The 21,944-nt window shown below is 61.3% G+C and carries 18 protein-coding genes; 12 read left to right on the top strand and 6 right to left on the bottom strand.

Annotated features, from left to right (window positions below; genetic code table 11):
• Positions 1-23: 23 nt before the first annotated feature.
• Positions 24-197 carry a DUF1328 domain-containing protein gene (locus VFG26_RS06700; protein WP_290991591.1) on the bottom strand — a complete coding sequence of 58 codons (174 nt, stop codon included), beginning with the start codon at positions 195-197 and terminating at the stop codon, positions 24-26.
• A gap of 486 nt (positions 198-683) precedes the next feature.
• Here VFG26_RS06700 and VFG26_RS06695 point away from each other — a divergent pair, with 486 nt between their 5' ends.
• Positions 684-2,198 (top strand): sensor histidine kinase, encoded by a 1,515-nt coding sequence (locus tag VFG26_RS06695; protein ID WP_325023531.1) that lies wholly within the window; start codon positions 684-686, stop codon positions 2,196-2,198.
• 38 nt (positions 2,199-2,236) lie between these two features.
• Here VFG26_RS06695 and VFG26_RS06690 read toward each other — a convergent pair whose 3' ends face one another.
• A complete protein-coding gene (locus VFG26_RS06690) occupies positions 2,237-2,668 on the bottom strand; it encodes a response regulator (RefSeq protein WP_325023530.1) in 432 nt (143 codons plus the stop codon).
• Between the two features lie 97 nt (positions 2,669-2,765).
• Positions 2,766-4,769 carry a sensor histidine kinase gene (locus VFG26_RS06685; RefSeq protein WP_325023527.1) on the bottom strand — a complete coding sequence of 668 codons (2,004 nt, stop codon included), beginning with the start codon at positions 4,767-4,769 and terminating at the stop codon, positions 2,766-2,768.
• Between the two features lie 377 nt (positions 4,770-5,146).
• Here VFG26_RS06685 and VFG26_RS06680 point away from each other — a divergent pair, with 377 nt between their 5' ends.
• The 8 genes from VFG26_RS06680 to VFG26_RS06645 all read left to right on the top strand — a co-directional run bounded on the left by VFG26_RS06680 (position 5,147) and on the right by VFG26_RS06645 (position 13,509).
• Positions 5,147-6,178, top strand: a complete 1,032-nt coding sequence (locus VFG26_RS06680; RefSeq protein ID WP_325023525.1) for a sulfate ABC transporter substrate-binding protein — start codon at positions 5,147-5,149, stop codon at positions 6,176-6,178.
• A gap of 286 nt (positions 6,179-6,464) precedes the next feature.
• A complete protein-coding gene (locus VFG26_RS06675) occupies positions 6,465-7,184 on the top strand; it encodes an alpha/beta hydrolase (protein WP_325023522.1) in 720 nt (239 codons plus the stop codon).
• A gap of 140 nt (positions 7,185-7,324) precedes the next feature.
• Positions 7,325-8,653 (top strand): porin, encoded by a 1,329-nt coding sequence (locus VFG26_RS06670; RefSeq protein WP_325023520.1) that lies wholly within the window; start codon positions 7,325-7,327, stop codon positions 8,651-8,653.
• Positions 8,654-8,875: 222 nt separating this feature from the next.
• Positions 8,876-9,529, top strand: coding sequence for an XRE family transcriptional regulator (locus VFG26_RS06665; protein ID WP_325023518.1), 654 nt, complete (start codon positions 8,876-8,878; stop codon positions 9,527-9,529).
• Positions 9,530-9,759: 230 nt separating this feature from the next.
• A complete protein-coding gene (gene cysT, locus VFG26_RS06660; RefSeq protein WP_325023516.1) occupies positions 9,760-10,593 on the top strand; it encodes a sulfate ABC transporter permease subunit CysT in 834 nt (277 codons plus the stop codon).
• Positions 10,593-11,489, top strand: coding sequence for a sulfate ABC transporter permease subunit CysW (cysW, locus tag VFG26_RS06655; protein ID WP_325023513.1), 897 nt, complete (start codon positions 10,593-10,595; stop codon positions 11,487-11,489). Before cysT ends, cysW begins: the two co-directional genes overlap by 1 nt.
• Positions 11,486-12,583 carry a sulfate ABC transporter ATP-binding protein gene (locus VFG26_RS06650; RefSeq protein WP_325023511.1) on the top strand — a complete coding sequence of 366 codons (1,098 nt, stop codon included), beginning with the start codon at positions 11,486-11,488 and terminating at the stop codon, positions 12,581-12,583. The genes cysW and VFG26_RS06650 overlap by 4 nt, the downstream gene beginning before the upstream one ends.
• Positions 12,580-13,509: a CysB family HTH-type transcriptional regulator gene (locus VFG26_RS06645; RefSeq protein WP_325023509.1), complete on the top strand. Its 930-nt coding sequence runs from the start codon at positions 12,580-12,582 to the stop codon at positions 13,507-13,509. Before VFG26_RS06650 ends, VFG26_RS06645 begins: the two co-directional genes overlap by 4 nt.
• Positions 13,510-13,522: 13 nt before the next feature.
• Here VFG26_RS06645 and otnI read toward each other — a convergent pair whose 3' ends face one another.
• The 3 genes from otnI to VFG26_RS06630 all read right to left on the bottom strand — a co-directional run bounded on the left by otnI (position 13,523) and on the right by VFG26_RS06630 (position 16,695).
• On the bottom strand, positions 13,523-14,317 hold the full coding sequence (gene otnI, locus VFG26_RS06640; RefSeq protein ID WP_325023507.1) for a 2-oxo-tetronate isomerase: 795 nt from the start codon (positions 14,315-14,317) through the stop codon (positions 13,523-13,525).
• 32 nt (positions 14,318-14,349) lie between these two features.
• Positions 14,350-15,306, bottom strand: a complete 957-nt coding sequence (lipA, locus tag VFG26_RS06635) for a lipoyl synthase (RefSeq protein WP_325023505.1) — start codon at positions 15,304-15,306, stop codon at positions 14,350-14,352.
• A gap of 171 nt (positions 15,307-15,477) precedes the next feature.
• On the bottom strand, positions 15,478-16,695 hold the full coding sequence (locus VFG26_RS06630; RefSeq protein ID WP_325023504.1) for a L,D-transpeptidase: 1,218 nt from the start codon (positions 16,693-16,695) through the stop codon (positions 15,478-15,480).
• Positions 16,696-17,256: 561 nt separating this feature from the next.
• On the opposite strand from VFG26_RS06630, the gene VFG26_RS06625 reads away from it, so the two are divergent.
• The 3 genes from VFG26_RS06625 to VFG26_RS06615 form a co-directional block, all read left to right on the top strand.
• A complete protein-coding gene (locus tag VFG26_RS06625) occupies positions 17,257-18,042 on the top strand; it encodes a hypothetical protein (protein WP_325023502.1) in 786 nt (261 codons plus the stop codon).
• Entirely contained in the window at positions 17,939-19,537 is a 1,599-nt protein-coding gene (locus VFG26_RS06620; protein WP_325023501.1) for a DNA polymerase Y family protein, read from the top strand. The genes VFG26_RS06625 and VFG26_RS06620 overlap by 104 nt, the downstream gene beginning before the upstream one ends.
• 10 nt (positions 19,538-19,547) lie before the next feature.
• Positions 19,548-21,944, top strand: a 2,397-nt coding sequence (locus VFG26_RS06615) for an error-prone DNA polymerase (protein ID WP_325023499.1), incomplete at its 3' end; no start/stop codon positions are given.

Below are 21,944 nucleotides of genomic sequence, written 5' to 3'. Positions count from 1 at the left end.
CGTTCAGCGTTGTTCGATCGTGATCAGGCCCGACGTATGAAGCTCGCGACGATCGAAACGATGAAAAGCACGATCGCGACCCAGAAGATCAGCCGAGCGCCTTCCATTGCGGTGCCGGCCACGCCGCCGAAGCCCAACGCGGCCGCGACGATCGCAACGATCAAAAACACGATTGCGTAGTAGAGCAGGTTTCCCATCGGTCAATTCCCATTTCATTTCCTTACACGGCGTGTCGAAACGGAGAACGTGTGCCTGCGGGCCGAGGTTCCCAAATTGGGCGAATGCAAGGCAGATGCATGGGCTGCACGACTACGCACAAAAAAAACAGAGTCCGCGCCGCCCGGGGGAAAGCGGTCGCGAACTCTCTTAAGTGATGACGCGCCCTGGGCCACGGGGGAGTGGGGAGGGAGTATTGGGCGCGGTCACAATGGGAGAACGTGGCCGGGATGCGCCGGTTCCATGATTTTCGGAACCGATTTTCCCGCATTGTGCAGGCGATTGGAAGAATGCGTCTGCTTTTAATTAAATCGAGATAACGGGGATCGTTGCGCAATGCATTACAAACTCGAAAGGTCAAAGAAGCGCCGTTCTAGTATTGCTAGTAGAAATTGCTTCCATTAGCCGGTTGGCACGATCCGTAAGTCGTGTCATTTCATAGGCTTTCCATTTTCAGCATTCAGGTTATGAGCCGCCAAAACATATCGCGGAGATCGGCAGCGTTTCTAACGTCCAACGCGACGAGAACGCTGCTGGTGTGGGTTCTGATCGCCATTCTTTCTGGCCTTGCAGCCATCGTCGCTTGGCAATGGACGGTGACGGCAGGCGACCGCGTCGCTCAGACGCTGATTTATCAACAGGGTCTGACGAAGTGGCTCAGCGCCGCTCAAGACCTCGAAATCGCGCAACGTGGATATTTGCTGACGAAGGACCCCGCCTATCTGACGTCGTTTGAGACGGCAAAGACGGCGGTCCGAAACATCCATTCGGATTTCATCCGGAACAGGCGCAAGACGCCCGAACTTGTGGCTGCCATCGAGGCGGTCAACACGGCGCAGCAGGACCATGTGTCCGCGATGGAAAAGAGTCTTTCGGAGGCGGCAAAGAATCCGGGTTCTGCCGGCCAGCTTGCGCAGAATAGCCTTGGCGCGCTGTCCGACCGCCTGCGCGACGAAATCAACGCCGCAAGCCGGCAACAGCAGCGTCTTTTCGAGGCGCGCGTTGCGCAGTTCCATGATCAGAGTTTCTGGCTCCTCGTCGCAATGCTCTCGATCCTGCTCGCCTGCGCCGCATTGGCGATGGTCGCCTTGATCCGTGAGCGGCAGCGCGTCGAGGCGCTTGAAATCACTGCGCTGACGTTGACGTCGGCAAACCGGTCACTGGAAGCGCGCGTCAAAGCCCGCACGGAAGAGCTGGCGATCGAACGCGATCGTGCGGAAGCTCTGCTCAGGGATGTTACGCACCGTATCGGCAACACCCTTTCGCTCGTCGTTGGCTTCATCAACTTGCACATCCGGCACACGACCGATCCGAAATCGCTGAAGACATTGACGGGAGCCCGCGATCGCATTCACGCCATCGCGAGTGCGCAGCGACGCATGAACGTGGTAAACGATTTGGAACTCGTGCGCATCGACACGCTCATTCAGGCCGTTCTCGAGGACGTGGTTGATACGGCGAGCGTAGACAGAATTCAGCTCGATATCGATGTGCCGCCGCTGTTGGCGCCTGCGCAGGTGGCGACATCGCTTTGCGTTCTGACGCAGGAATTCGTGGTCAACTCCTTCAAGCATGCCTTTGCTGACGATGGTTCCGGCGTAGTGAATGTCCGGCTGAAGCAGATGGGAAAGACCGGCGCGGAGCTGATCGTTGAGGATAACGGCAGCGGTATCGACCCTGGCATTGTGGCCGCAAGTGGCGAGGAGGCAGATAAGCAGCTTTACGAACATGCGAACCATGCCGGCGAAGGCTTGGGTGCGAAGATTGCGGCCCTCTTAACCCGGCAGTTTTCGGGATCAATCCGATATGAACCCGTGCGACCCGGCCATTCGCGGCCCGGCACGCGCGTCTCTATTCAGCTTCCCGAGCTGTCGTTATCCGTCCCTGAAGAGGAAATTTTGGCGGCAGCAAAAGCGATGAAGGGGGATACGGAAGACAACAGCGCGAAAGAGGCGAAGGAAATGAAGGCGACAACGGTGTGATCGAGCTCAGCCGCCGACAGCGCGCGCCCCGAGGATTTTCAACTGACCTTCCAGCGTTCCGCGAAGGCCGGGGAGAGTTCAAGAGCGCGCGGTTTAGGCCGCAGCGAACGTCCCGTCTCCATACAGTCGACGACAAAGGCGATTGCCGATTTGACCGCGCTTTCGGTGTAGGGCTTGACGATGATGCCGCAGGCCGGAGAGAAATCTTGCGGTATGTGTCTTGGATTGGACGTCGTGAAGATCACCGTCGCATGCGCATCTTCGCTGAGATGGCGCGCAACGCTCGGGCCCGTTATGCCGTCGCTCAAATAGAGGTCTACAAGGGCTAGGTCGCACTCCGTTGACTGCGCGAGCTGGACAGCGTGCCGGGAAGATCCGGCGATGCCCACCACCTGATGGCCGAGATCTCTCACGATCGTTTCAAGTTCGTTGGCGACTATCGGCTCATCTTCGGTGATCAGTATCTTCATGATACCCCCAGAAGTCGTTTCCCCATCCGAGAACAACGTAGGCTGAGGGCCACAGTTCCCTTTTAGTGTGGATGCCCCTGTGGATTACGCGGTGGCGTCAGGCTTCTGTGCCGATCTTGCGGGGGTGACCGATGTTCACGAGAGGGCCGGTCAGAGTCCAGGTAAACTCATCGTCCTTGGCCTGCGCATTTGCCGAGAGTTTCAGGCCTTGCGTCGAGAATCGTTCAACGACTGACATGCCGTAACCCTTGGGGCTGTCGGCTAGAAATGGCGCGCCGCCCTTCTCCCGCCAGCAAATCAAAATCGTCCCCGCGTCGGGGAGCGACCATTCCAGCAGAACTTCGCCCGTGGCTGACGATAAGCCTCCATGCTCGACAGCGTTGAGGGCAAGTTCGGTCAGAACCATGCCGAGCGTTTGCGCAGCCTCCGGCGTCAGCATCACGGGCGGCCCCACGATGGCGACGCGATCGGCATCGGTGCGTGCCACGGCTCCGATCTCTGCTGCGGCCAAGGTAGCAAGATCGACGCTTTGCCAATCCGAGGCGACGATCAGATCCTGCGAAGCGGCCAAGCCCGCCACGCGAAGGGTGAAATCCTTCAGATGGGATTTGACGTCGACGGCATCCCGCGCCGTCAGCCGCGCCATCGCGAGGATCAACGCCAGCAAGTTCTTCGAGCGATGCGAAACCTCGCGCAGCAGTGCGTCTGTCCGCGTGAGGCTCAACTTTTGATCGGTCACGTCATAAGCAACGCCCGCAACCACCGAAGCTTCGTTGCCATCGCTTTCGATCTGCGCGCCGCGGACCGCAATCCAGCGGACGTCTCCATCGGGACGGCGGGCGCGAATTTCCAAAGCTAAAGGTTTGCCATGGCTGATAGCAGCGCTAATGGCTTTCAGCAGCCGGCGTCGATCGTAACGGTCGACGCGGCGCATGAGCAGACGGGCGGGATGATCACTCGCAGGCCCAAGATCGTCAAAGAGGTCCGAGATTTCGGCATCCCAGTGGACGTTGCCGGTGCGGAGATCCCATTCCCATACGCCGACATTGCCGGCGCGTAGGATTTGGCGAAGCCGTTGTTCCCGGCTTTTCTGTTCCCGCGAACCGGACTTTTTGCCCGGCCTGTCTAACGGCAATGACATTCCTGCTCTTTGGTCGGGTTCTCGGCCTTGTGGACCCGGTATGAATGTTGACCTTGTAGCGTTGGACCCGTGCGAAATGTTCCGCGTAAGCCATGTCGCCCCTGCAAGCGACGTGGCCGCCAACAGTGAGGAAAGTGTCAGGAACGTTATCCAGTTTCGTGTGGCGCCCTGCTCAAATGCATTTTCTGGGATACGGGCGGCTACCTTCCAGCCAAACTGTGCCGTATCAGCCATAGCTTCCACAATGGATGCCCGCTTCACTTCTCCCAAATGCGGTGCGTTTCCAGCTTTGGCGCGGGTCCGGGCCAGAACTTGGCCGTCGGAACCTAGCACGGCGATCGTCCAAGGGCCGCCAGATGCGAAACTCCTGAGTGTGGCGGTAAAATACGAGGACGGGATTTTGGCTTGGAGCAATACGGGGCCTGAACGGGCGCTCTCGGCCGCGATCCAAACGTCTATTCCTTTGTCTGCGTCCTGGCCGTAGCGGGTGATCTGGGGGGCAAGGGTCGACAGGGCCGCTTCGGCAGCGGAACGTGCCGCGCCGTCGAGGTTGAGCATGGTCGTGTCGAGCCCGCCTACCGGCGTCAGAAGGTCGAGATTTTCGCCCCTGGTGAAGAGCTGGATGCCGTTTTTGCTGAGTTCGTCGCGGATCCGATCTTCGGTGCTGCCGGGCGATTCTGATGAAGCCGATGGAAGAGCTTTCAATGTGCCGAGGAGCTTGCCCATCTGGTCGTCGACACATGACGCCGCGAGCATGGCCCGTGAGCGCGCGGCTGCCTGCAAGAGCGTTAGCTCCTGCGAACGCACGCTACTCATCAGATACGCGGCAAAACCCAGGCACGGGACGAGCATGCCGAGGCAAACGAGGTAAACCGCCGCTTTCGGTGCGGAGGCGGGACTTTTCAAACGGCTGGGGGCGAGGAGTGGCCAGCCGGCCTTCCCCTTATTCTTTGTATTCACAATGTGTTCTATCGTTCTGAAAGACCGAATCTCGCGGAATAGACAATGCTCGAAAGCGGCTTTTGGTTCCAATTTTACGGAGCACGCGCCGGTTTTACCGGGGATCGCGGGCCCGCCTTGAGCGTTGGCTTGGGCGAGCCTTAGGCTGGTAGCCCGGTCGGGCCCGCTTTCCCGCCGCCTCTTCATCAGGGCAAGGCGAGGCAAATTTTCCGCGTTTCCGAGAGGCTTTGGATTTCCATTTTAACGGATCGTCGCCCTGCAGATCGGGCGTTTCGACCTGCAAATCGTCTAATAAGCTCAGCATTTCTTCTTCGTTCATGGCGCCTGGGGGGGCCGATAGGTTCTCAGCATATCTTTCCAACCCTGAGAGGTTCCCTATGTCGTTTCTTCCCTTGACGCGCAGATCGGCTATCGGAGCCGCGCTGGGTCTTGGTCTGGCCGGACTGTCCGGCTACGCCTCTGCTGCAGACGTTTCGCTGCTCAATGTCTCCTACGATCCGACCCGCGAGCTCTATGTCGATTACAACAAGGCGTTCGCAAAGCACTGGAAGGAAACGACTGGCGACAACGTGACCATCAAGCAGTCGCATGGCGGCTCAGGCAAGCAGGCGCGGTCGGTCATCGATGGTCTCGAGGCCGATGTCGTGACCTTGGCTCTCGCGCGCGACGTCGACGCGATCGTGGAAAAAGCAAAGCTCATTCCGGCGGACTGGCAGTCCCGGCTTCCGCACAATTCTGCGCCTTATACCTCAACGATCGTCTTTCTGGTGCGCAAGGGGAATCCCAAAGGCATCAAGGACTGGGACGATCTCGTGAAGGAAGACGTGGCTGTGATTACGCCGAACCCGAAGACGTCGGGCGGCGCGCAGTGGAACTACCTCGCGGCTTGGCATTACGCTGACGTGAAGTACGGCGGTGAGGACAAGGCGAAGGAGTTCGTGACGAAGCTCTACAAGAACGTGCCCGTTCTCGACAGTGGTGCACGCGGTTCGACGACCACGTTTGTCGAACGCGGTATCGGCGACGTGCTGATTGCTTGGGAAAATGAAGCCTATCTCTCGCTCAAGGAACTTGGTGCCGACAAGCTCGAGATCGTCGTCCCGTCGGTGTCGATCCTTGCAGAGCCCACGGTCTCAATCGTCGACAAGAACGTCGACAAGCACGGAACGCGCAAAGTGGCGGAGGAATACCTGAAGTATCTCTACTCGCCCGAAGGTCAGGAAATTGCGGCGCGTAACTTCTACCGGCCGACTGATCCGGCTGTAGCAGAGAAGTTTGCCGGCAATTTCCAGAAGATCAATCTCTTCAAGATCGACGACGCGTTCGGCGGTTGGAGCAAGGCTTTCAACGCCCACTTCAAAGACGGCGGGAGCTTCGACCAGATCTATACGCCTGGCAACAAGAGCTAATCCCGTTTCTCGAAACTGAATTCGTGCGTCGCTCTTCTCGACCCGAAGCTCCTCCAGACCAATTCGGATGAGCAGGGCGGCGCACGAGGCAAGCCGATCCATCATTTCGCGACGGAATTCGAAACAATGCTGAAGTCAGGACAGGACCGCCAGAGGTGTAGCAGCTGATTCCGCACCAGCGGGATCATTCACGGTGAGCGCCGCGCGCGTGCGGGCCTCATCTGCCCTCAGACCTGAAACGACGCCGCCGGCTTTTTCGCCGGCTCCAGCATCAAGGATGAATTCAATGTCGACAACTCTCATCGTCCCGGGACTTCGTTCGAGCGGACCCACCCACTGGCAGACGTGGCTGGAGCGGCGGGTCAGCGGCAGCGTCCGCGTCACGCAGCGCGATTGGAACGACCCACATTTGCCGGAATGGTCGGCGCGCGTCCGGCGCGAAATTGCACGCGCAACTGGATCCATCTTCATTGCTGCCCACTCGTTCGGCGCGTTGGCCGCGGCGCAGGCCGCAAGCGACCACGCGGAGCGAATCACCGGGGCACTGCTGGTCGCACCGGCGGATCCAGAAGGCTTCGGAGTGGCGGAATTTCTGCCTGTGAAGCCTTTGGGATTCCCGGTCGTCGTGGTCGCGAGCCGAAACGATCCCTGGATGGCGTTCGACAAGGCGCGCCGGTGGGCGGAGCTGTGGCGGGCCGATTTCGTCGATCTCGGCGATGCCGGGCATATCAATGCGGAAGCAGGCTTCGGTCCCTGGCCGGAAGGCCTCGCGTTGCTTGAAAGATTGCGCCGCGCGGCTGAATTCCGCTCGGCTGCGGAACGGCTTGCGGCATTGGAGCTCGCGCATGGACAGCCGCTTCAGCGGCATTGGCTGGCGCGCAGGCGGCAGGCGCTTCGCGTTTCGCAAGCATTCGATCAGCGTGATCTCATCGGCGCCGCGGCGCTGTTGCGATCAGCCGGGTGGTCCGTGGGCGCACCCTCCGAGCAAGTTCGTGGGACAAGATAGCCACGCCACTATTGCAGAAATGTCCAGCGATTGGACCGCTCGATTGACTAACCTTGCGCATATGCCACCAAATACCAGGGATAGATCAAACAACTAGCTTCACTACACATCCACTAAAACAGACGGGGGTCTGAAATATTATGGAACTCATAGGGAGAACGCGCGGCCGTTGGCGGCTCTGGGCGGCGGCGCTCTTGGCCAGCACATGGGCCATGCCGGCAGCTGCAGCGGATCTCGGCGGCGATTGCTGCGCGGATCTCGAAGAGCGGGTAGCCGAGCTTGAGGCCACGACGGCGCGCAAAGGGAATCGCAAGGTCAGCCTGACGGTGTCCGGCTGGGTCAGCGAGGCCGTCATGTGGTTTGACGACGGCGCCGAGTCGAACGTTTATGTCGGCACGAGCCCGGTCGAGCAGAGCCGCGTGCGCTTCGTCGGCGAAGCCAAGGTCACGCCCGACGTATCGGCCGGCTACGTGCTCGAATTTGGCATTTATGGCGCCAGCAGCAACGGCTGGGATCAGGACACGCCGGACGGCAGCACGCCCAACAGCGTCTCTGTCCGCAAAAGCAGCTGGTTCTTGAAGAGCAAGACCTTCGGCAAGGTGACGGTCGGCCAGGACGGCACGGCGACCTACCATTTGCTCGACGACGCCGACACTTCGATGACGCGTAACTTCTACGACGGCGAAGCCTCGGCGATTTACGCGCGGCCGTTCTTCCTGCGCGACAGGGCGGGCAATCGGATTGACCCAGGCCCGGGCTCCGACTTGAAGTGGAGCGACGCGCTGCGCGGGTTCTTCAACTCGACGCCGGGCGACAGCGGCCGCCGCAACATCGTGCGCTACGACACGCCGACCTTCGGCGGCTTCAGCATCGCTGCGGCCTGGGGTGAGGACGACCTGTGGGACATGGCCGTCATCTACAAGGGCGAGCTTGGCGACTTCGACCTCAACGCGCGTGCCGGCTACGGCCAGTCGTCCGATGGTTTCTCGACGCCATGCCACGGTTCGACGGGTTCGCCTGATAATGCGATGGACTGCGAATGGTGGGGCGTTTCGGCGTTCCTGCAGCACAAGCCGACGGGGCTCTTCGTCTTCGCGGGTTACGGCGACCAGAAGGACGGCTCGAAGGATCCGGCGATCGATGCCGCCATTATCGAGAAGGACTCGCACACCTGGTTCGTGCAGGGTGGTATCGAGAAGAAGTGGATCCCGCTTGGCAAGACCAACTTCTTCGGCGAGTACCGCCGGGATGACGCCGGCTCGAACCTCGTAGCTGCCGGCCTCCGGACCCAAAGCGCCGAGATCAACACCTGGGCGATCGGTGCGGCGCAGAACCTGGAAGCGGCGGAAGCGACGCTCTATGTCGTGTACCAGCACGCCGATGGTGAAGTTCGCGTGGGTAGCGATACGACCGACACGTCGCTCTCGGCGCTGCAGCAGGTCATCGGCGGCATGAAGATCAACTTCTAAAAGTTTGTGCACTCCCGGGTCTTCGGGAGTGACACCTTTCTGACGTTCCCGTCAGAGCGACTGCGAGAAGGAGAGCCGAAGGGCTTTCCTTCTTTTTTTGTGGTTTTTTGTGTGGTCATGCCCAGCGAGGCTTGGCCCATAATTCAGCTCATAAGCTCATCACTTCTTCTTCGTTCTGCCGGTATCGCCGCTCGGCTATCCGTATTTGCAGATGCAAATACGATGGCGAAAGTCGCGGCGATGGTGATGGCCAGAAAAGAAGACTTCGAGAATTTTCCAGGCGCCGATGGCGCTCCGACCAAGCTTTCAATCATCGTCGGCGAAAACTTGCGTCAGCTCAGGCGTAAGAACGGGCTGTCGCTCGAACAATTGGGCTCCCTGTCGGGTGTCAGCCGGGCGATGCTCGGGCAGATCGAAACGGGCAAAAGCGCCCCTACGATCAACCTGTTGGGCCGCATCGCGGAAGCCTTGAAGGTTTCGGTGCCGAGCCTGATTTCAAATCCGGGGGCGGGCGGTACGATCATCGTTCCGCGGGATCGGGCCACCATCGTCACGTCCAGCGAAGGCGGCTTCGTCAGCCGTGCGCTTTTCCCGTGGGGGGACCCGCAGAGCGTCGAAATCTATGAGGTCACGGTGAGCGCGCAGCATCGCGAAACGTTTGCGGCGCAACCAGCGGGGGCGAAAAAAAACTTAGTCATTCTGACTGGGTCGCTCGAGATCGTTGTCGGCGAGGATTCTCCGGCAAGGCTGCTTGAAGGTGATGCCATCCTCTTCAACGCGGATACGCCGCATCATTTTCGCAATCCAGGCGACGATGTAGCAAAAGCGTTTCTCGTCGTCACTGGATCTGACGGATCAAACGCGCGGGTGCGCTAGGTTAATCCGTCTTTACCGAAGCTATCCCGATATTCGAATATGCTTAGCAGGTCTTCTTTGTTGCGGGGAGAGCACTCTTACATAGTGTGCTGGTTGCTTGCTTTAGCAGAAGAGACGCGCGGATGACCGCAAGAGAAATGATCTTCAGCACGGCGCTGTCCTGGGCCGGCGTCGTCGCCGCAGCGGGCTTCGTTATCGCGATCGCCGTGCTGAGTTAGGGGCGAGGGGAAATGTCTGGGGTGAATAAGCGGGTCCTACCGGGCTTCGGGCTGTCGCTCGGGTTCACGCTGGTCTATCTGTCGCTCATCGTGCTCATACCGCTCTCTGCTGTCTTCATCAAAACATCGACGATGAGCTGGCAGGAGTTTTGGGATGTCGTGACGGCGCCGCGCGTCGTCGCTTCCTATAAGCTGACGTTCGGCGCTTCGTTCCTTGCAGCTCTGATCAATGCAGTTTTTGGCCTCCTGCTCGCCTGGGGCTTGACCCGCTACACGTTTCCGGGCCGGAAGATCGTCGATGCCTTGATCGACTTGCCGTTTGCCTTGCCGACTGCGGTGGCTGGCATCGCGCTGACCGCGATCTACGCCAAGAATGGGTGGGTCGGCAGTCTGCTTGAGCCTCTCGGAATCAAGATTGCGTTTGGCCCTCCTGGCGTGCTGGTTGCTCTCACATTCATCGGGCTGCCGTTTGTCGTCAGAACGGTGCAGCCGGTGCTCGAAGATCTCGAAACGGAGTATGAGGAAGCGGCCGCGAGTCTCGGCGCAACGCGCTGGCAGGCGTTTCAGCACGTGGTGTTTCCGGCGCTCTTTCCGGCATTGCTGACAGGCTTCGCGCTCGCGTTTGCGCGTGCCGTCGGGGAATACGGGTCGGTGGTCTTCATCGCCGGCAATATCCCGATGGTCTCTGAGATCACGCCGCTCATCATCATCACGAAACTCGAGCAATTCGACTACAAGGGCGCGACGGCCATTGCCGCGGTCATGCTCGTCATCTCGTTCGTGCTTCTGCTCGTCATCAACGGACTGCAGGCATGGACGGCGCGGCGTACGGGGAGAGCGGTCTGATGGCTGGCGTTGCTGCAACTTTCGATGCGCGGCCCGATACGGCCAGCAAGTTCGAAGCCAATCCCGCGACGCGCGATGCGCCTTGGGTGAAATACCTCATCATCGGATTGGGACTGAGCTACTTCGCGATCTTCCTGCTGTTGCCGCTGATCGCGGTGTTCGTAGAGGCGTTTCGCAAGGGCGTGGGTACGTATCTCGATGCGCTCGTCGAGCCCGACGCGCTGGCGGCCATTCGCCTGACGCTTCTGGCGGCCGCGATATCGGTGCCGCTCAATCTGATCTTCGGCATATCAGCTGCGTGGGCAATCGCGAAATTTCAATTCCGTGGCAAGAACTTCCTCATCACGCTCATCGACCTGCCGTTTTCGGTTTCGCCGGTGGTCGCGGGTTTGATCTACGTGCTCGTGTTCGGCATGCAGGGGTGGTTCGGGCCATGGCTGCGCGAGCATGATATCAAAGTCATCTTTGCGGTGCCCGGCATTGTGCTGGCGACGATCTTCGTGACGTTCCCCTTCATCGCGCGCGAACTCATTCCGCTGATGCAGGCGCAGGGGCGCGATGAAGAGGAGGCCTCGATCTCGCTCGGCGCTTCAGGTTTCCAGACGTTCTGGCGGGTCACTCTTCCCAACATCAAGTGGGCGCTGCTCTACGGGGTCATCCTGTGTAACGCGCGCGCGATGGGAGAGTTCGGCGCTGTGTCTGTCGTTTCGGGGCACATCCGCGGCGAAACGAACACGATGCCGCTGCATGTCGAGATTCTCTATAATGAGTATCAGTTCGCCGCGGCATTCGCCGTCGCATCGCTGCTGGCTTTGCTGGCGCTCGTTACGCTGATTTTGAAGACGTATGTCGAGTGGCGCGCCCACCGTCCAATAGCCCGGGAAGAGGTTTCATGAGCATCGAGGTCATTGACGTCAGCAAGACGTTCGGCAGCTTCAAGGCGCTGAATAACGTCTCTCTCAATTTCCCCGACGGTAAGCTCGTTGCCCTTCTTGGTCCTTCGGGCTGCGGAAAGACGACGCTGCTGCGGGTTATTGCTGGCCTTGAGCATGCCGATACGGGCCGCATCGTGCTCGATGGCACGGACGCGACAGACAAGGATGTCCGGCAGCGCCGGGTGGGCTTCGTGTTTCAGCACTACGCGCTTTTCCGGCACATGACGGTGTTTGACAACATCGCGTTTGGCCTGCGCGTTCGTCCGCGCCGCGAGCGGCCGAGCGAAAAGGAAATTCGCACCAAGGTTACGCGGCTGCTCGATCTCGTGCAGCTCGGCTGGGTCGCGAACCGGTTTCCCTCGCAGCTTTCAGGCGGGCAGCGGCAGCGCATCGCGCTTGCCCGTGCGCTCGCCGTCGAGCCGCGCGTTCTGCTGCTCGATGAGCCGTTCGGCGCGCTTGACGCCAAGGTTCGCAAGGAGCTCCGGCGCTGGCTGCGGACGCTGCATGACGAACTCCATATCTCGTCGATCTTCGTGACGCACGATCAGGAAGAGGCGCTCGAAGTCTCCGACCAGATCGTGCTCGTGAACAAGGGCTCGGTGGAGCAGGTCGGCACGCCAAGGGAAATTTATGAGCGTCCGGCTACGGCTTTTGCCTATAGCTTCATCGGCTCGGTGAACGAGTTCCACGGCCGCGTCGAGGGACGTTATGTGCGTGTGGGCGATGAGCGCCTCGGCTTCGAGAATGGGAGCTTCAAAGACGGGCAGGAGGTCGTCGCCTTCAGCCGTCCCCACGATACCGAGATCATCGCCAACCCGCAGTCCGAAGACGGCGTATCGGCGAGCGTCAATCGCATTCTCGGCACGGGCTCACTCGCCCGGGTAGAACTCGTTGCGAATGGCCACGCCCGCGAGGGCCGGAAAGACTTCTTCGAAGTCGAGATTCCCGGCGCTGAAATTCAATCTCTCGGGCTGTCAGCCGGACAGCATGTCAAGCTTAGAGGACGCCATCTAAGCGTCTTTCCCTCCCCGAACTCATCACAGGCCGCGTCGTGAACTTCCAGCAACTGCGTATTATTCGAGAAACCCTTCGCCGCAATTTCAATCTGACTGAAGTTGCCAACGCGCTCTACACGTCCCAGTCGGGTGTTTCCAAGCACATCAAAGATCTCGAGGACGAACTCGGCGTCGAGCTGTTCGTTCGCCGTGGCAAGCGGCTGCTCGGTCTTACCGAACCCGGAAAGGAACTTGCGCTGATCGTCGATCGGATCCTGCTCGACACGGCCAACATCAAGCGGCTTGCCGATCAGTTCGCCGGGTCCGATCGCGGCGAGATCGTCATTGCGACGACGCACACGCAGGCGCGCTATGCGCTGCCCGGGCCGATTTCCGCGTTCCGAAAAGAGTTTCCGAACGTCCATCTCGTCTTGCATCAGGGGACGCCGAAAGACATTGCCCAGATGCTGAACGACGGCACGGCGGATATCGGCATCGCGACCGAAGCGCTGGAAGATACGCCGGAGCACGTCACCTTCCCGTTCTATTCCTGGCACCACGGCATTGTCGTGCCGAAAGGGCATCCGCTGGAAAGTGAGCAGCCAGTGACGCTCGAGAAGGTCGCCGAGTATCCGATCATCACCTACAACGAGGGGTTCACCGGGCGGCCGGCGATCGATGCGGCGTTTGCTGCGGCCAACCTCTCACCCGACATCGTGATGGTGGCGTTGGACGCCGATGTCATCAAAACCTATGTGGAAGTGGGGCTTGGCATTGGCATCGTCGGTTCGATGGCCTACGAGGCGAACCGCGATTCCGGTTTGACGCTGCTGGAAAGCTCTCATCTCTTTCCGAAATCCACCTCGCGCATCGCGCTTCGCCGGGGCCGCTTCCTGCGCGGCTTCGCCTACCGGTTCCTGGCGCTTTGCTCGCCGGATCTGACGGAGAAGGTCGTGAAGGAAAAAATCGCGTCGCCCACCGATTGAGGCGAGGCCTCAGTTACGCGATTTGGGGCTTCGACTTCAGCGCCCTGAACCAGGCAAGACTGTCGTAGGTGGAGGCGAGCGGCCTGTACTCGCAGCCGATCCAGCCTTTGTAGCCGATATCGTCGAGATGCCGGAATATGAAGGGATAGTTGATCTCTCCCGTGCCCGGCTGGTGGCGGCCCGGCGTGTCGGCGATTTGAATGTGGCCGATGATGCCGAGGTATTTATCGATGGTCGGCGTCAGATCGCCTTCCATGATCTGCATGTGATAGACGTCGTATTGAAGACGCAGGTTCGGCGCCTCGACGCTTTCGATGATGTCGGCGGCCTTTGCTGTCGAATCGAGGAAGTAGCCCGGAATATCGCGTGTGTTGATCGGCTCGATGAGCAGCGTCATGCCTTCATCGGCTAAGCGGGCTGCCGCATAGCGCAAATTCTCGACATAGGTTTTGCGCATGGCGCGATGATCGGCGCCTAAGGGCGCGATGCCCGCCAGGCAATGAAGCTGATTGCACCCCAGAACTTTGGCGTATTTGATCGCGCGGGCGACGCTGCTCCGAAATTCGCCCACGAGATTTGGGTAGATCGCGATGCCGCGCTCACCGGCCTCCCAGTTGCCGGCGGGCAGGTTGAACAGCACTTGGCGCAGGCCGTTGGCTTTCAGACGCGCGGCGATGTCGTCAGCGTCGAATTCATAGGGAAACAGAAACTCGGCCCCTGCGAAGCCCGCAGCGCTCGCCGCTTCGAACCGTTCGAGGAACGGCATCTCGTTGAACAGCAGCGATAGGTTGGCCGCGAATTTTGGCATGTCGCTGTCGCTCTGCTTGGCCCGATGATCGATTAAGACGAAAGGCGTTCGCGGGCGGCCTGAAGGCGGCGGAAGTCGTCGCCCGCATGGAAAGACGATCGTGTCATGGGAGACGCCGCCACGAGCAGGAAGCCCTTGGCGCGTGCGGCTATCGCAAGGCTTTCGAACTCTTCGGGCGGAACGTAGCGATCGACGGCTGCATGTTTGCGGGTCGGCTGCAGGTATTGCCCGATCGTGAGAAAGTCGACGCCGGCCGAGCGGAGATCGTCCATCACTTGCAGGACCTCTTCGCGCTTCTCGCCAAGACCGACCATGATTCCCGACTTGGTGAAGGTCTGCGGGTCGATTTCCTTGGCGCGCTGGAGAAGGCGTAGAGAATTGAAGTAACGCGCGCCGGGGCGGATCCGCAGATAGAGCGCGGGGACGGTTTCCAGGTTGTGATTGAAGACGTCCGGCCGTGCGGCAATCACCCTTTCGAGCGCACCATCCTTGCGCAGAAAATCGGGCGTCAAAACCTCGATGGTGGTCGCGGGAGAGGCAACTCGAATCGCGTCGATGGTCTCAGCAAAGTGGCGTGCGCCGCCGTCGTCCAGATCATCGCGGTCGACGGAGGTCACGACCACGTGCTCGAGCGCGAGGCGAGCCACGGCTTCGGCCACGCGCTGTGGCTCGCCTGGATCGAGTGCCGAGGGCAGGCCCGTCGCAACGTTGCAGAAGGCGCAGGCGCGCGTGCATACGCCGCCCATGATCATCATCGTAGCGTGCCGCTTTTGCCAGCAGTCACCGATGTTCGGGCAGGCCGCTTCCTCGCAGACCGTATGAAGCTTGTGTTCGCGGACGATGGCGCGTGTCTGGTCATAGCCGGGTGAGCCTGGGGCGCGGACGCGCAGCCAGCTTGGCTTCGGCAGAGATGGCGTGTCCGCGTGCGCCGCTTTCTCGGGATGGCGCGGGCGCGGCGACGAGCCGGTTATGTCGATCAGAGTTACCAAAGAGCGCCCATCAGGCAGGAGACAATCGTGCGGTCCATACTAACCGCAGCTGGCGCAATGTAACAGACGGCCGTTCGTTGAGGTTGCGGGGCTTTGGACGCAGCGGCACAAAAGAAAAGGGCGGCACGCATGCCGCCCTTGAACTTGTGATGCCTGGTTCGCTTGGCCTAGCTACTGAACCTGGACAGCTGCGGCCTTGTGAACGGGCAGAGCGTCGTCTCCCGAAGCCGAGGCCTTGGTGGCTGCAGCTTCATCCGGCTTGACGGGATCGGGAACGGCCACGGCCGGGCTGATCACCGGATCAGCAAGCGGCTCCGGGTGCGAAGCCGAAGCGGTCTTCTTCTTCGTGCCCGTCGTGTCGGCTGCTTTCTTCTTCGGAGCAGCGGCCGGCTGGCCCTCGGAAGCCGCTTCAGGCTTGGCTGCCGCAGCTTTGTGCTTCGGTGCCTTCTCCGCGTCCTTCTGCTGAGGTGCTGCCTGTTCGGAAGCCTGCTGAGTTGCCTCCGCCGGGGCCTGCTGTTTGGCGAACGGCTGCGGCTCTAGCGTCTGGTCCTCATCGTACTCCTTCGTGGCGTCGCGGGACACGTCATCCTGCGCGCCGCTGGGAGCTGCCGTTTGCGAAGCCGAGGCCGTCTTCTTGGGCTTTTCGTCCGAGAAGAAGAAGAGGCTTTCCAAGCCGCCGCCGCTCGACTGATTGGCTGAAGTGCGTGTCGAGGGTTTCCGAGAATACGCCCCGTATTCATAGGTCGAGCCCGACGACGAGGATGATGCCGCCGGCGAACTTGCCGAGGCAGAGGCCGAAGAAGCGGCCCTGGGGTTCGAGTCGGCATCGCCGTAGCGCGGATACTTGTCGCTGGACGCGATCGGGCGCGTCGTGAACTGCTGCCACGTGACCGTCACGCGCGTGCCGACCGGGACACGTGGATAAAGGTCGAGCACGTCCTCGTTGGTCATGCGAATGCAGCCCGCCGATACGGCCTGACCGATGGTCCAGGGCGCGTCAGTGCCGTGGATACGGTAGGTGCTGCTGCCCAAATACATGGCGCGGATGCCGAGGGGGTTCATTGGATGGCCGCCAGGGACCCAACGGGGCAGACGCGGGTTGTCGCGAATCATGGACGGGGTCGGAGTCCAGGACGGGTTGACGCGCTTGTTGGTCACCGTGGTTACGCCCTGCCAGCGGGCGCCTTCCTTGGGAACCGCGACCGGGTAGGTCATCGCCTCGCCCTGCTTCGTGATCCAGTAGAGCCGGCGATCCGAGAACGAGACGATCACCTGGCCGGGTTTGTACTGGGGATCAAAGGATACGATTTTGCGGCCGCCGCCATACTCGGGGCTGCCGCCCCAGAGGAAATCAATGAGGTCTTGGGCTTTTGCCGGGGATGCGGACATCAACCCGCCTGCCATGACGGCGGCTATGGTTAATCCGCTAAGGAAACGCGGCAGGCTCATCGGGGGGATGCTCCGGGTTTTGGTGAACAACAGTATACCCTAAACGCGGGATGAAGGCCCATCCTGCGCTTCTGATAGTGAAGAGTGGGTATAATTCACTCCCGTTTTGCCGGGCAGAGCAGGGAAGTCACAGTTCCGTACCGATTGCATGCGGCCCCTCTGACTTTTCTAGGGTTTTACGAATTTTCGAAATTTGTGTTGCGGTTCGACGACTGTGAATTCCGAGTTCGTTCTTTGTCTGCGCCAGCCTTGACGCGCCCCGGTGCAAGCTGTAGAACAAAAACAGAACATTTTTGCGTTTGGCGGAAGGCGTTCCCTAAACGGACTTCTTTACCATGAGGTTCCTGATTGGATCCGAGACTTTCTACAGCGTTGCCCACTTTGCTCCCCGATAAAGACGCGGTTATCGAATCCTTGCGTTCGCGTATCCTGCATATCGAGAAGCATGCTCCGCGCCGGGGCGCAGTTGCGTCTTCTCCGGACAGTGCTGCATCGCCCCCATTGGGACGGCGGTTTACCTGGGCGCTGGGCTGCCCGGCTGCTGACGATCTTCTGCCGCGCGGGCTCGAGACGAATTCACTGCACGAGGTCAAAGGTCAGCCATCTGCCGAGCGCGGTGCGTCGGCGGCCGACTGGATGGCGGGCATCGGTTTCGCGGCACGTCTTGCGGTTCGCCGGATCGATGCGCTCGCGGCGCAGCAAGGCGCACATGCTTCTGCTTCCACGGCGCGGCCGTGGGTGCTTTGGTGCTGGCCACGGCAGCTGTCGGCTGAATTGGGCTCTCCCTCGGCGGCGGGGCTTGCGAGCCTCGGTCTTGATCCCTCGCGCCTCATTATCGTCGAGACGGCGCGTGCTGGCGATGCGCTGAATGCCATCGAAGAGAGCCTGCGGGCGCAGAGCCTCGCGGTCGTCATCGGCATTACCGAAGAGGCGGAGCTGACGCCGGCGCGGCGCCTGAGCCTGGCTGCCGGGGAAACGGCAACGCCATGCCTTCTCGTCACGCATCCCGCTGCCGAGTCCGCGGCGGCCACGGCCACGCGCTGGCGCGTCAAGCGGCTTGCGAGCGCGGCCCAGCCATTCGAGCCGCGGGCGCCCGGCGCTTCCCGCTTTTCGCTGGCGCTGGAGCGCTGCCGGGCGCGTCCCGAGAGCAGCGCGCGTCCCCCTGTGTTTGTGGAGTGGAACGATGAAACGCGTCGTTTCGATTTGGCTGCCGTCGTGGCCGATCTTCCGGCTGAATCGCGCGGAGCCGGCGGCGGTGCCGTCGCAGCAGCCGTTCGCACTTATTGAGAGCGGCGCCCATGGCGTCGCGATCGTGGCCGTCAATGAAGCTGCCGCGCATCTCGGGATCGAAGCCGGCACATCGCTGACCGATGCCCGGGCGGCGCATCCCACGCTCCTGTCGCGTCCCGCCGAGCCCCAGAAGGATCGCATTGCGCTGTTGAAGCTGGCGCGCTGGGCCGGCCGCTATGGTCCCAACCGGCATATCGACGGCAGCGATGGCTTGTGGATCGACATCACGGGCGTCGCTCACCTCTTCGGCGGCGAAGAGAATTTGCTCGATGACATGACGCAGCATCTGATGTCATTCGGCGTCGCCGTGCAGGCGGGGCTGGCCGATACGCTGGGCGCGGCGCATGCGCTTGCCCGGTTTGGCTGTCCGCCCGATGCGGCCTGGGCGATGGCGCCCGCTGGCGAAACGCGGGAGGCGATCCGCTTTCTTCCCGTCGAGGCGCTGCGGCTCGATGCGCCGCGCATTCTGCTCTTGAAGCGGCTCGGCCTTCGTCACATCGGGCAGCTCTACGACATTCCGCGCGATAGCTTGGCGCGCCGGTTTCGCTCGTCTGATGCCGCGGCGGCCGTTCTCGTGCGGCTCGATCAGGCGCTCGGGATGGCGGAGGAACCGCGACGGCCGATGCAGCCGCCGCCCGTTCTCTCGGTCGCGCGCGCTTTCGCCGAACCGCTCATTTCATCGGAGGCCCTGGAAGCCTTCACGCACGAACTTGCGGGTGACCTCGCGGCGGCACTGGCGGCGAAGGATCTCGGCGCACGGGTGCTGCGCCTGACGTTCTATCGCGCTGATGGCACAAGTGGGACGATCGCGGCTGCCATGAGCACGCCGTGTCATGACGCAGACCACATGATGGCGCTGCTGAGCGAGAAGTTCTCAAATATCGAAGCGGGTTTCGGGATCGATATCCTGCGGCTCGATGCGGTGCGTGCGGGCAAACGCGAAGCGAGCCAGAAGGGTTTTACCGGGCCACAAGGCGCAGCCCTTCGCGATCCTTCAGAGCTTGTCGACCGTCTTGCCAATCGTTTCGGGCGGGAGGCGATAACGGTTTTGCAGCCGCAGGGAAGCCATATCCCGGAGCGGGCGGAAATCCGGCTTCCAGCGCTCGATGTTCTGGAGGCTCAATCGTCCTCGCGCGTTGCGCGCTATGCGCCGCCCTGGCCCTATCCGAAGCGGGCGCTTCGCCCGGCTTTCATGCTGTCGCGGCCGGAGCCGATCGCTGTCACGGCAGGTGTGCCCGATGGATCGCCCGCGAGCTTCATCTGGCGGCGTGTCGAGCGGCGCGTGGTGCGCGCGCAGGGGCCGGAGCGCATCGCGCCCGAGTGGTGGCGCACGCTCTATCTCGATGCCGATCAGAAGCGGCCGCGCACGCGCGATTACTACCGGATCGAGGATCAGCAAGGCGCGGTGTACTGGGTCTTCCGGCACGGCCTTTATGAGGGCGAAGAGGCAACTGAGCGCCCGTCCTGGTTCCTGCACGGACTTTTTGCGTAAAGGCGATGCCATGACTGCGCCTCGCTATGCCGAGCTTCAGGTGACGACCAACTTCTCGTTTTTGCGCGGCGCGTCGCATGCCGATGAACTCGTCGAGCAGGCGAAGGCGCTGGGTTTGTCCGCGATTGCGGTGACGGATCGCAATACGCTGGCCGGCGTCGTGCGTGCGCACGTGGCGGCGAAAGCGGACGAAGACAAGCCGGGAATGCGCCTCGTCATCGGCGCGCGCCTCGATCTTGAAGATGCGCCGAGCCTGCTCGTCTATCCGACGGATCGAGTGGCTTACGGGCGTCTTTGCCGTTTGCTTTCGCATGGGCAACTCAAGGCGGAGAAGGGCAAATGCATTCTCTCTCTGGCCGACGTTGCCGCGCATGCGGAAGGGCAGATCTTCATCGCGGTGCCGCCGGACGATTGGGATTGGCGGGAGGTGACGCCTAGTGCTGCGCGCGTGCCGGGGGCGTCCGAAAACATCATTCCGTTTGAAGCTGTGCGCGGGCGTTTTGATAATTCGAGTCCCCCACCCCTAACCCCTCCCCGCAAGGGGGAGGGGAATGCTTTGGAAGCGTCGTTGCTGGGGATCAAAGAGGCGGTTGGGCTAGCACCGCTTTATCTTGCAGCGTCGCATACGTATCGCGGGGATGACAGGTCGCGGATCGCGGCGCTGGCGATGCTCGGCGAACGGGTGGGCGCGCCCATCGTTGCGACCAATGACGTGCTTTATCATCACCCCGAGTGCCGGCCGCTGCAGGATGTCGTCACCTGCATCCGCGAGAAGACGACGCTTCGCGAAGCGGGCTTGCGGCTCGAAGCCAACGCCGAGCGATACATCAAAAGCCCGGAGGAAATGGCGTACCTCTTCCGCGGGCATGAAGAGGCGCTGGCGCGGACGCTCGACATCGTGGAGGCCTGCCGTTTTTCACTCAACGATCTCAAATACGAATATCCCGATGAGCCGGTGCCTGCGGGCAAGACCCCGCAGGAGCATCTTGTCGAACTGACGTGGAAAGGTGCGCAAAGCCATTTTCCCGAGGGCGTGCCGGACAAGGTTCAGGAGACGATCGAGAAAGAGCTGAAGCTCATCGGAGAACTGCGGTTCGCGCCGTATTTTCTGACTGTCAACGACATCGTCGCCTTTGCGCGGTCCAAGGGCATTCTATGCCAGGGGCGCGGATCAGCTGCGAACTCGGTCGTCTGTTATTGCCTGGGCATTACGGCGGTGAACCCGCTCGAGGTCAATCTGCTCTTTGAACGTTTTATCTCGTCGGCGCGTCTCGAGCCGCCCGATATCGATGTCGATTTCGAGCACGAGCGGCGCGAGGAGGTCATTCAATGGATCTACCAGCGCTATGGCCGCCACCGCGCGGGGTTGGCGGCGACGGTCATTTCGTATCGCTCGCGATCGGCCGTGCGCGACGTCGGCAAGGTGTTCGGGCTTTCGGAGGATTCGATTTCGGCGCTTTCCGGCATGGTCTGGGGCACGCATGGCGGCAGCGTTCCGCCCGAGCAGCACGTGCGCGGCGCCGGGCTCGATCCGACCGATCCGACGCTCGCTGCGGCGATGCACCTTGCGCAGCAACTCATGGGATTTCCACGGCACTTGTCGCAGCATGTCGGCGGCTTCGTGCTGACGCGCGGCCCGCTGGTGGAGGTCGTGCCGGTCGGCAACGCGGCGATGGCGGACCGCACCTTCATCGAATGGGACAAGGACGACATCGCGGCGCTGGGGTTGATGAAGGTCGATGTGCTGGCGCTCGGCATGCTCACGTGCGTGCGCAAGGCGTTCGATCTCATCAAGCAGCATCACAACCGGCCGCTTACACTTGCGACGCTGCCGCGTGAGGACAAAGCGACGTACGACATGCTGTGCCGGGCCGATTCCATCGGCGTGTTCCAGGTGGAAAGCCGCGCGCAGATGAACATGCTGCCGAGACTGAAGCCGCGCGAATTCTACGATCTCGTGATCGAGGTTGCGATCGTGCGTCCGGGGCCGATCCAGGGCGATATGGTGCATCCATATCTCAGGCGCCGCAGCGGGCTCGAGGCCGTGGTCTATCCTTACCCTAAGGGCGGTGACGTCGACGAACTGAGAAACATTCTCGGCAAGACGCTCGGCGTGCCGCTCTTCCAGGAGCAGGCGATGCGCATTGCCATGGTTGCCGCGCAGTTCAACGACAAGGAGGTCAACGAACTTCGGCGCGCGATGGCGACGTTCCGCCGTGTCGGCAAGATCGGGCTGCTCGAAGAGAAGATGGTCTCGCGCATGGCCGCGCGCGGCTATGAGCGCGAATTCGCCGAGCGCTGCTTTTCGCAGATCAAGGGCTTCGGCGAATACGGCTTTCCTGAGAGCCACGCGGCGAGCTTTGCGCTGCTCGTCTATGTGTCCTCCTGGATCAAATGCCATTATCCG

Origin of the sequence: Hyphomicrobium sp. (assembly GCF_035687085.1) — a bacterium.
Taxonomy (GTDB): domain Bacteria; phylum Pseudomonadota; class Alphaproteobacteria; order Rhizobiales; family Hyphomicrobiaceae; genus Hyphomicrobium_B.
Note: the sequence above shows the minus strand (reverse complement) of the source record. Positions and strands in the feature narration are given on the sequence as shown.

What these genes read in the sequence shown, in the direction of transcription:
- VFG26_RS06700 (WP_290991591.1), bottom strand. Translation starts at nt 197, where the DNA reads ATGGGAAACCTGCTCTACTACGCAATCGTGTTTTTGATCGTTGCGATC.
- VFG26_RS06695 (WP_325023531.1), top strand. Translation starts at nt 684, where the DNA reads ATGAGCCGCCAAAACATATCGCGGAGATCGGCAGCGTTTCTAACGTCC.
- VFG26_RS06690 (WP_325023530.1), bottom strand. Translation starts at nt 2,668, where the DNA reads ATGAAGATACTGATCACCGAAGATGAGCCGATAGTCGCCAACGAACTT.
- VFG26_RS06680 (WP_325023525.1), top strand. Translation starts at nt 5,147, where the DNA reads ATGTCGTTTCTTCCCTTGACGCGCAGATCGGCTATCGGAGCCGCGCTG.
- VFG26_RS06675 (WP_325023522.1), top strand. Translation starts at nt 6,465, where the DNA reads ATGTCGACAACTCTCATCGTCCCGGGACTTCGTTCGAGCGGACCCACC.
- VFG26_RS06670 (WP_325023520.1), top strand. Translation starts at nt 7,325, where the DNA reads ATGGAACTCATAGGGAGAACGCGCGGCCGTTGGCGGCTCTGGGCGGCG.
- VFG26_RS06665 (WP_325023518.1), top strand. Translation starts at nt 8,876, where the DNA reads ATGGCGAAAGTCGCGGCGATGGTGATGGCCAGAAAAGAAGACTTCGAG.
- cysT (WP_325023516.1), top strand. Translation starts at nt 9,760, where the DNA reads ATGTCTGGGGTGAATAAGCGGGTCCTACCGGGCTTCGGGCTGTCGCTC.
- cysW (WP_325023513.1), top strand. Translation starts at nt 10,593, where the DNA reads ATGGCTGGCGTTGCTGCAACTTTCGATGCGCGGCCCGATACGGCCAGC.
- VFG26_RS06650 (WP_325023511.1), top strand. Translation starts at nt 11,486, where the DNA reads ATGAGCATCGAGGTCATTGACGTCAGCAAGACGTTCGGCAGCTTCAAG.
- otnI (WP_325023507.1), bottom strand. Translation starts at nt 14,317, where the DNA reads ATGCCAAAATTCGCGGCCAACCTATCGCTGCTGTTCAACGAGATGCCG.
- VFG26_RS06630 (WP_325023504.1), bottom strand. Translation starts at nt 16,695, where the DNA reads ATGTCCGCATCCCCGGCAAAAGCCCAAGACCTCATTGATTTCCTCTGG.
- VFG26_RS06620 (WP_325023501.1), top strand. Translation starts at nt 17,939, where the DNA reads ATGAAACGCGTCGTTTCGATTTGGCTGCCGTCGTGGCCGATCTTCCGG.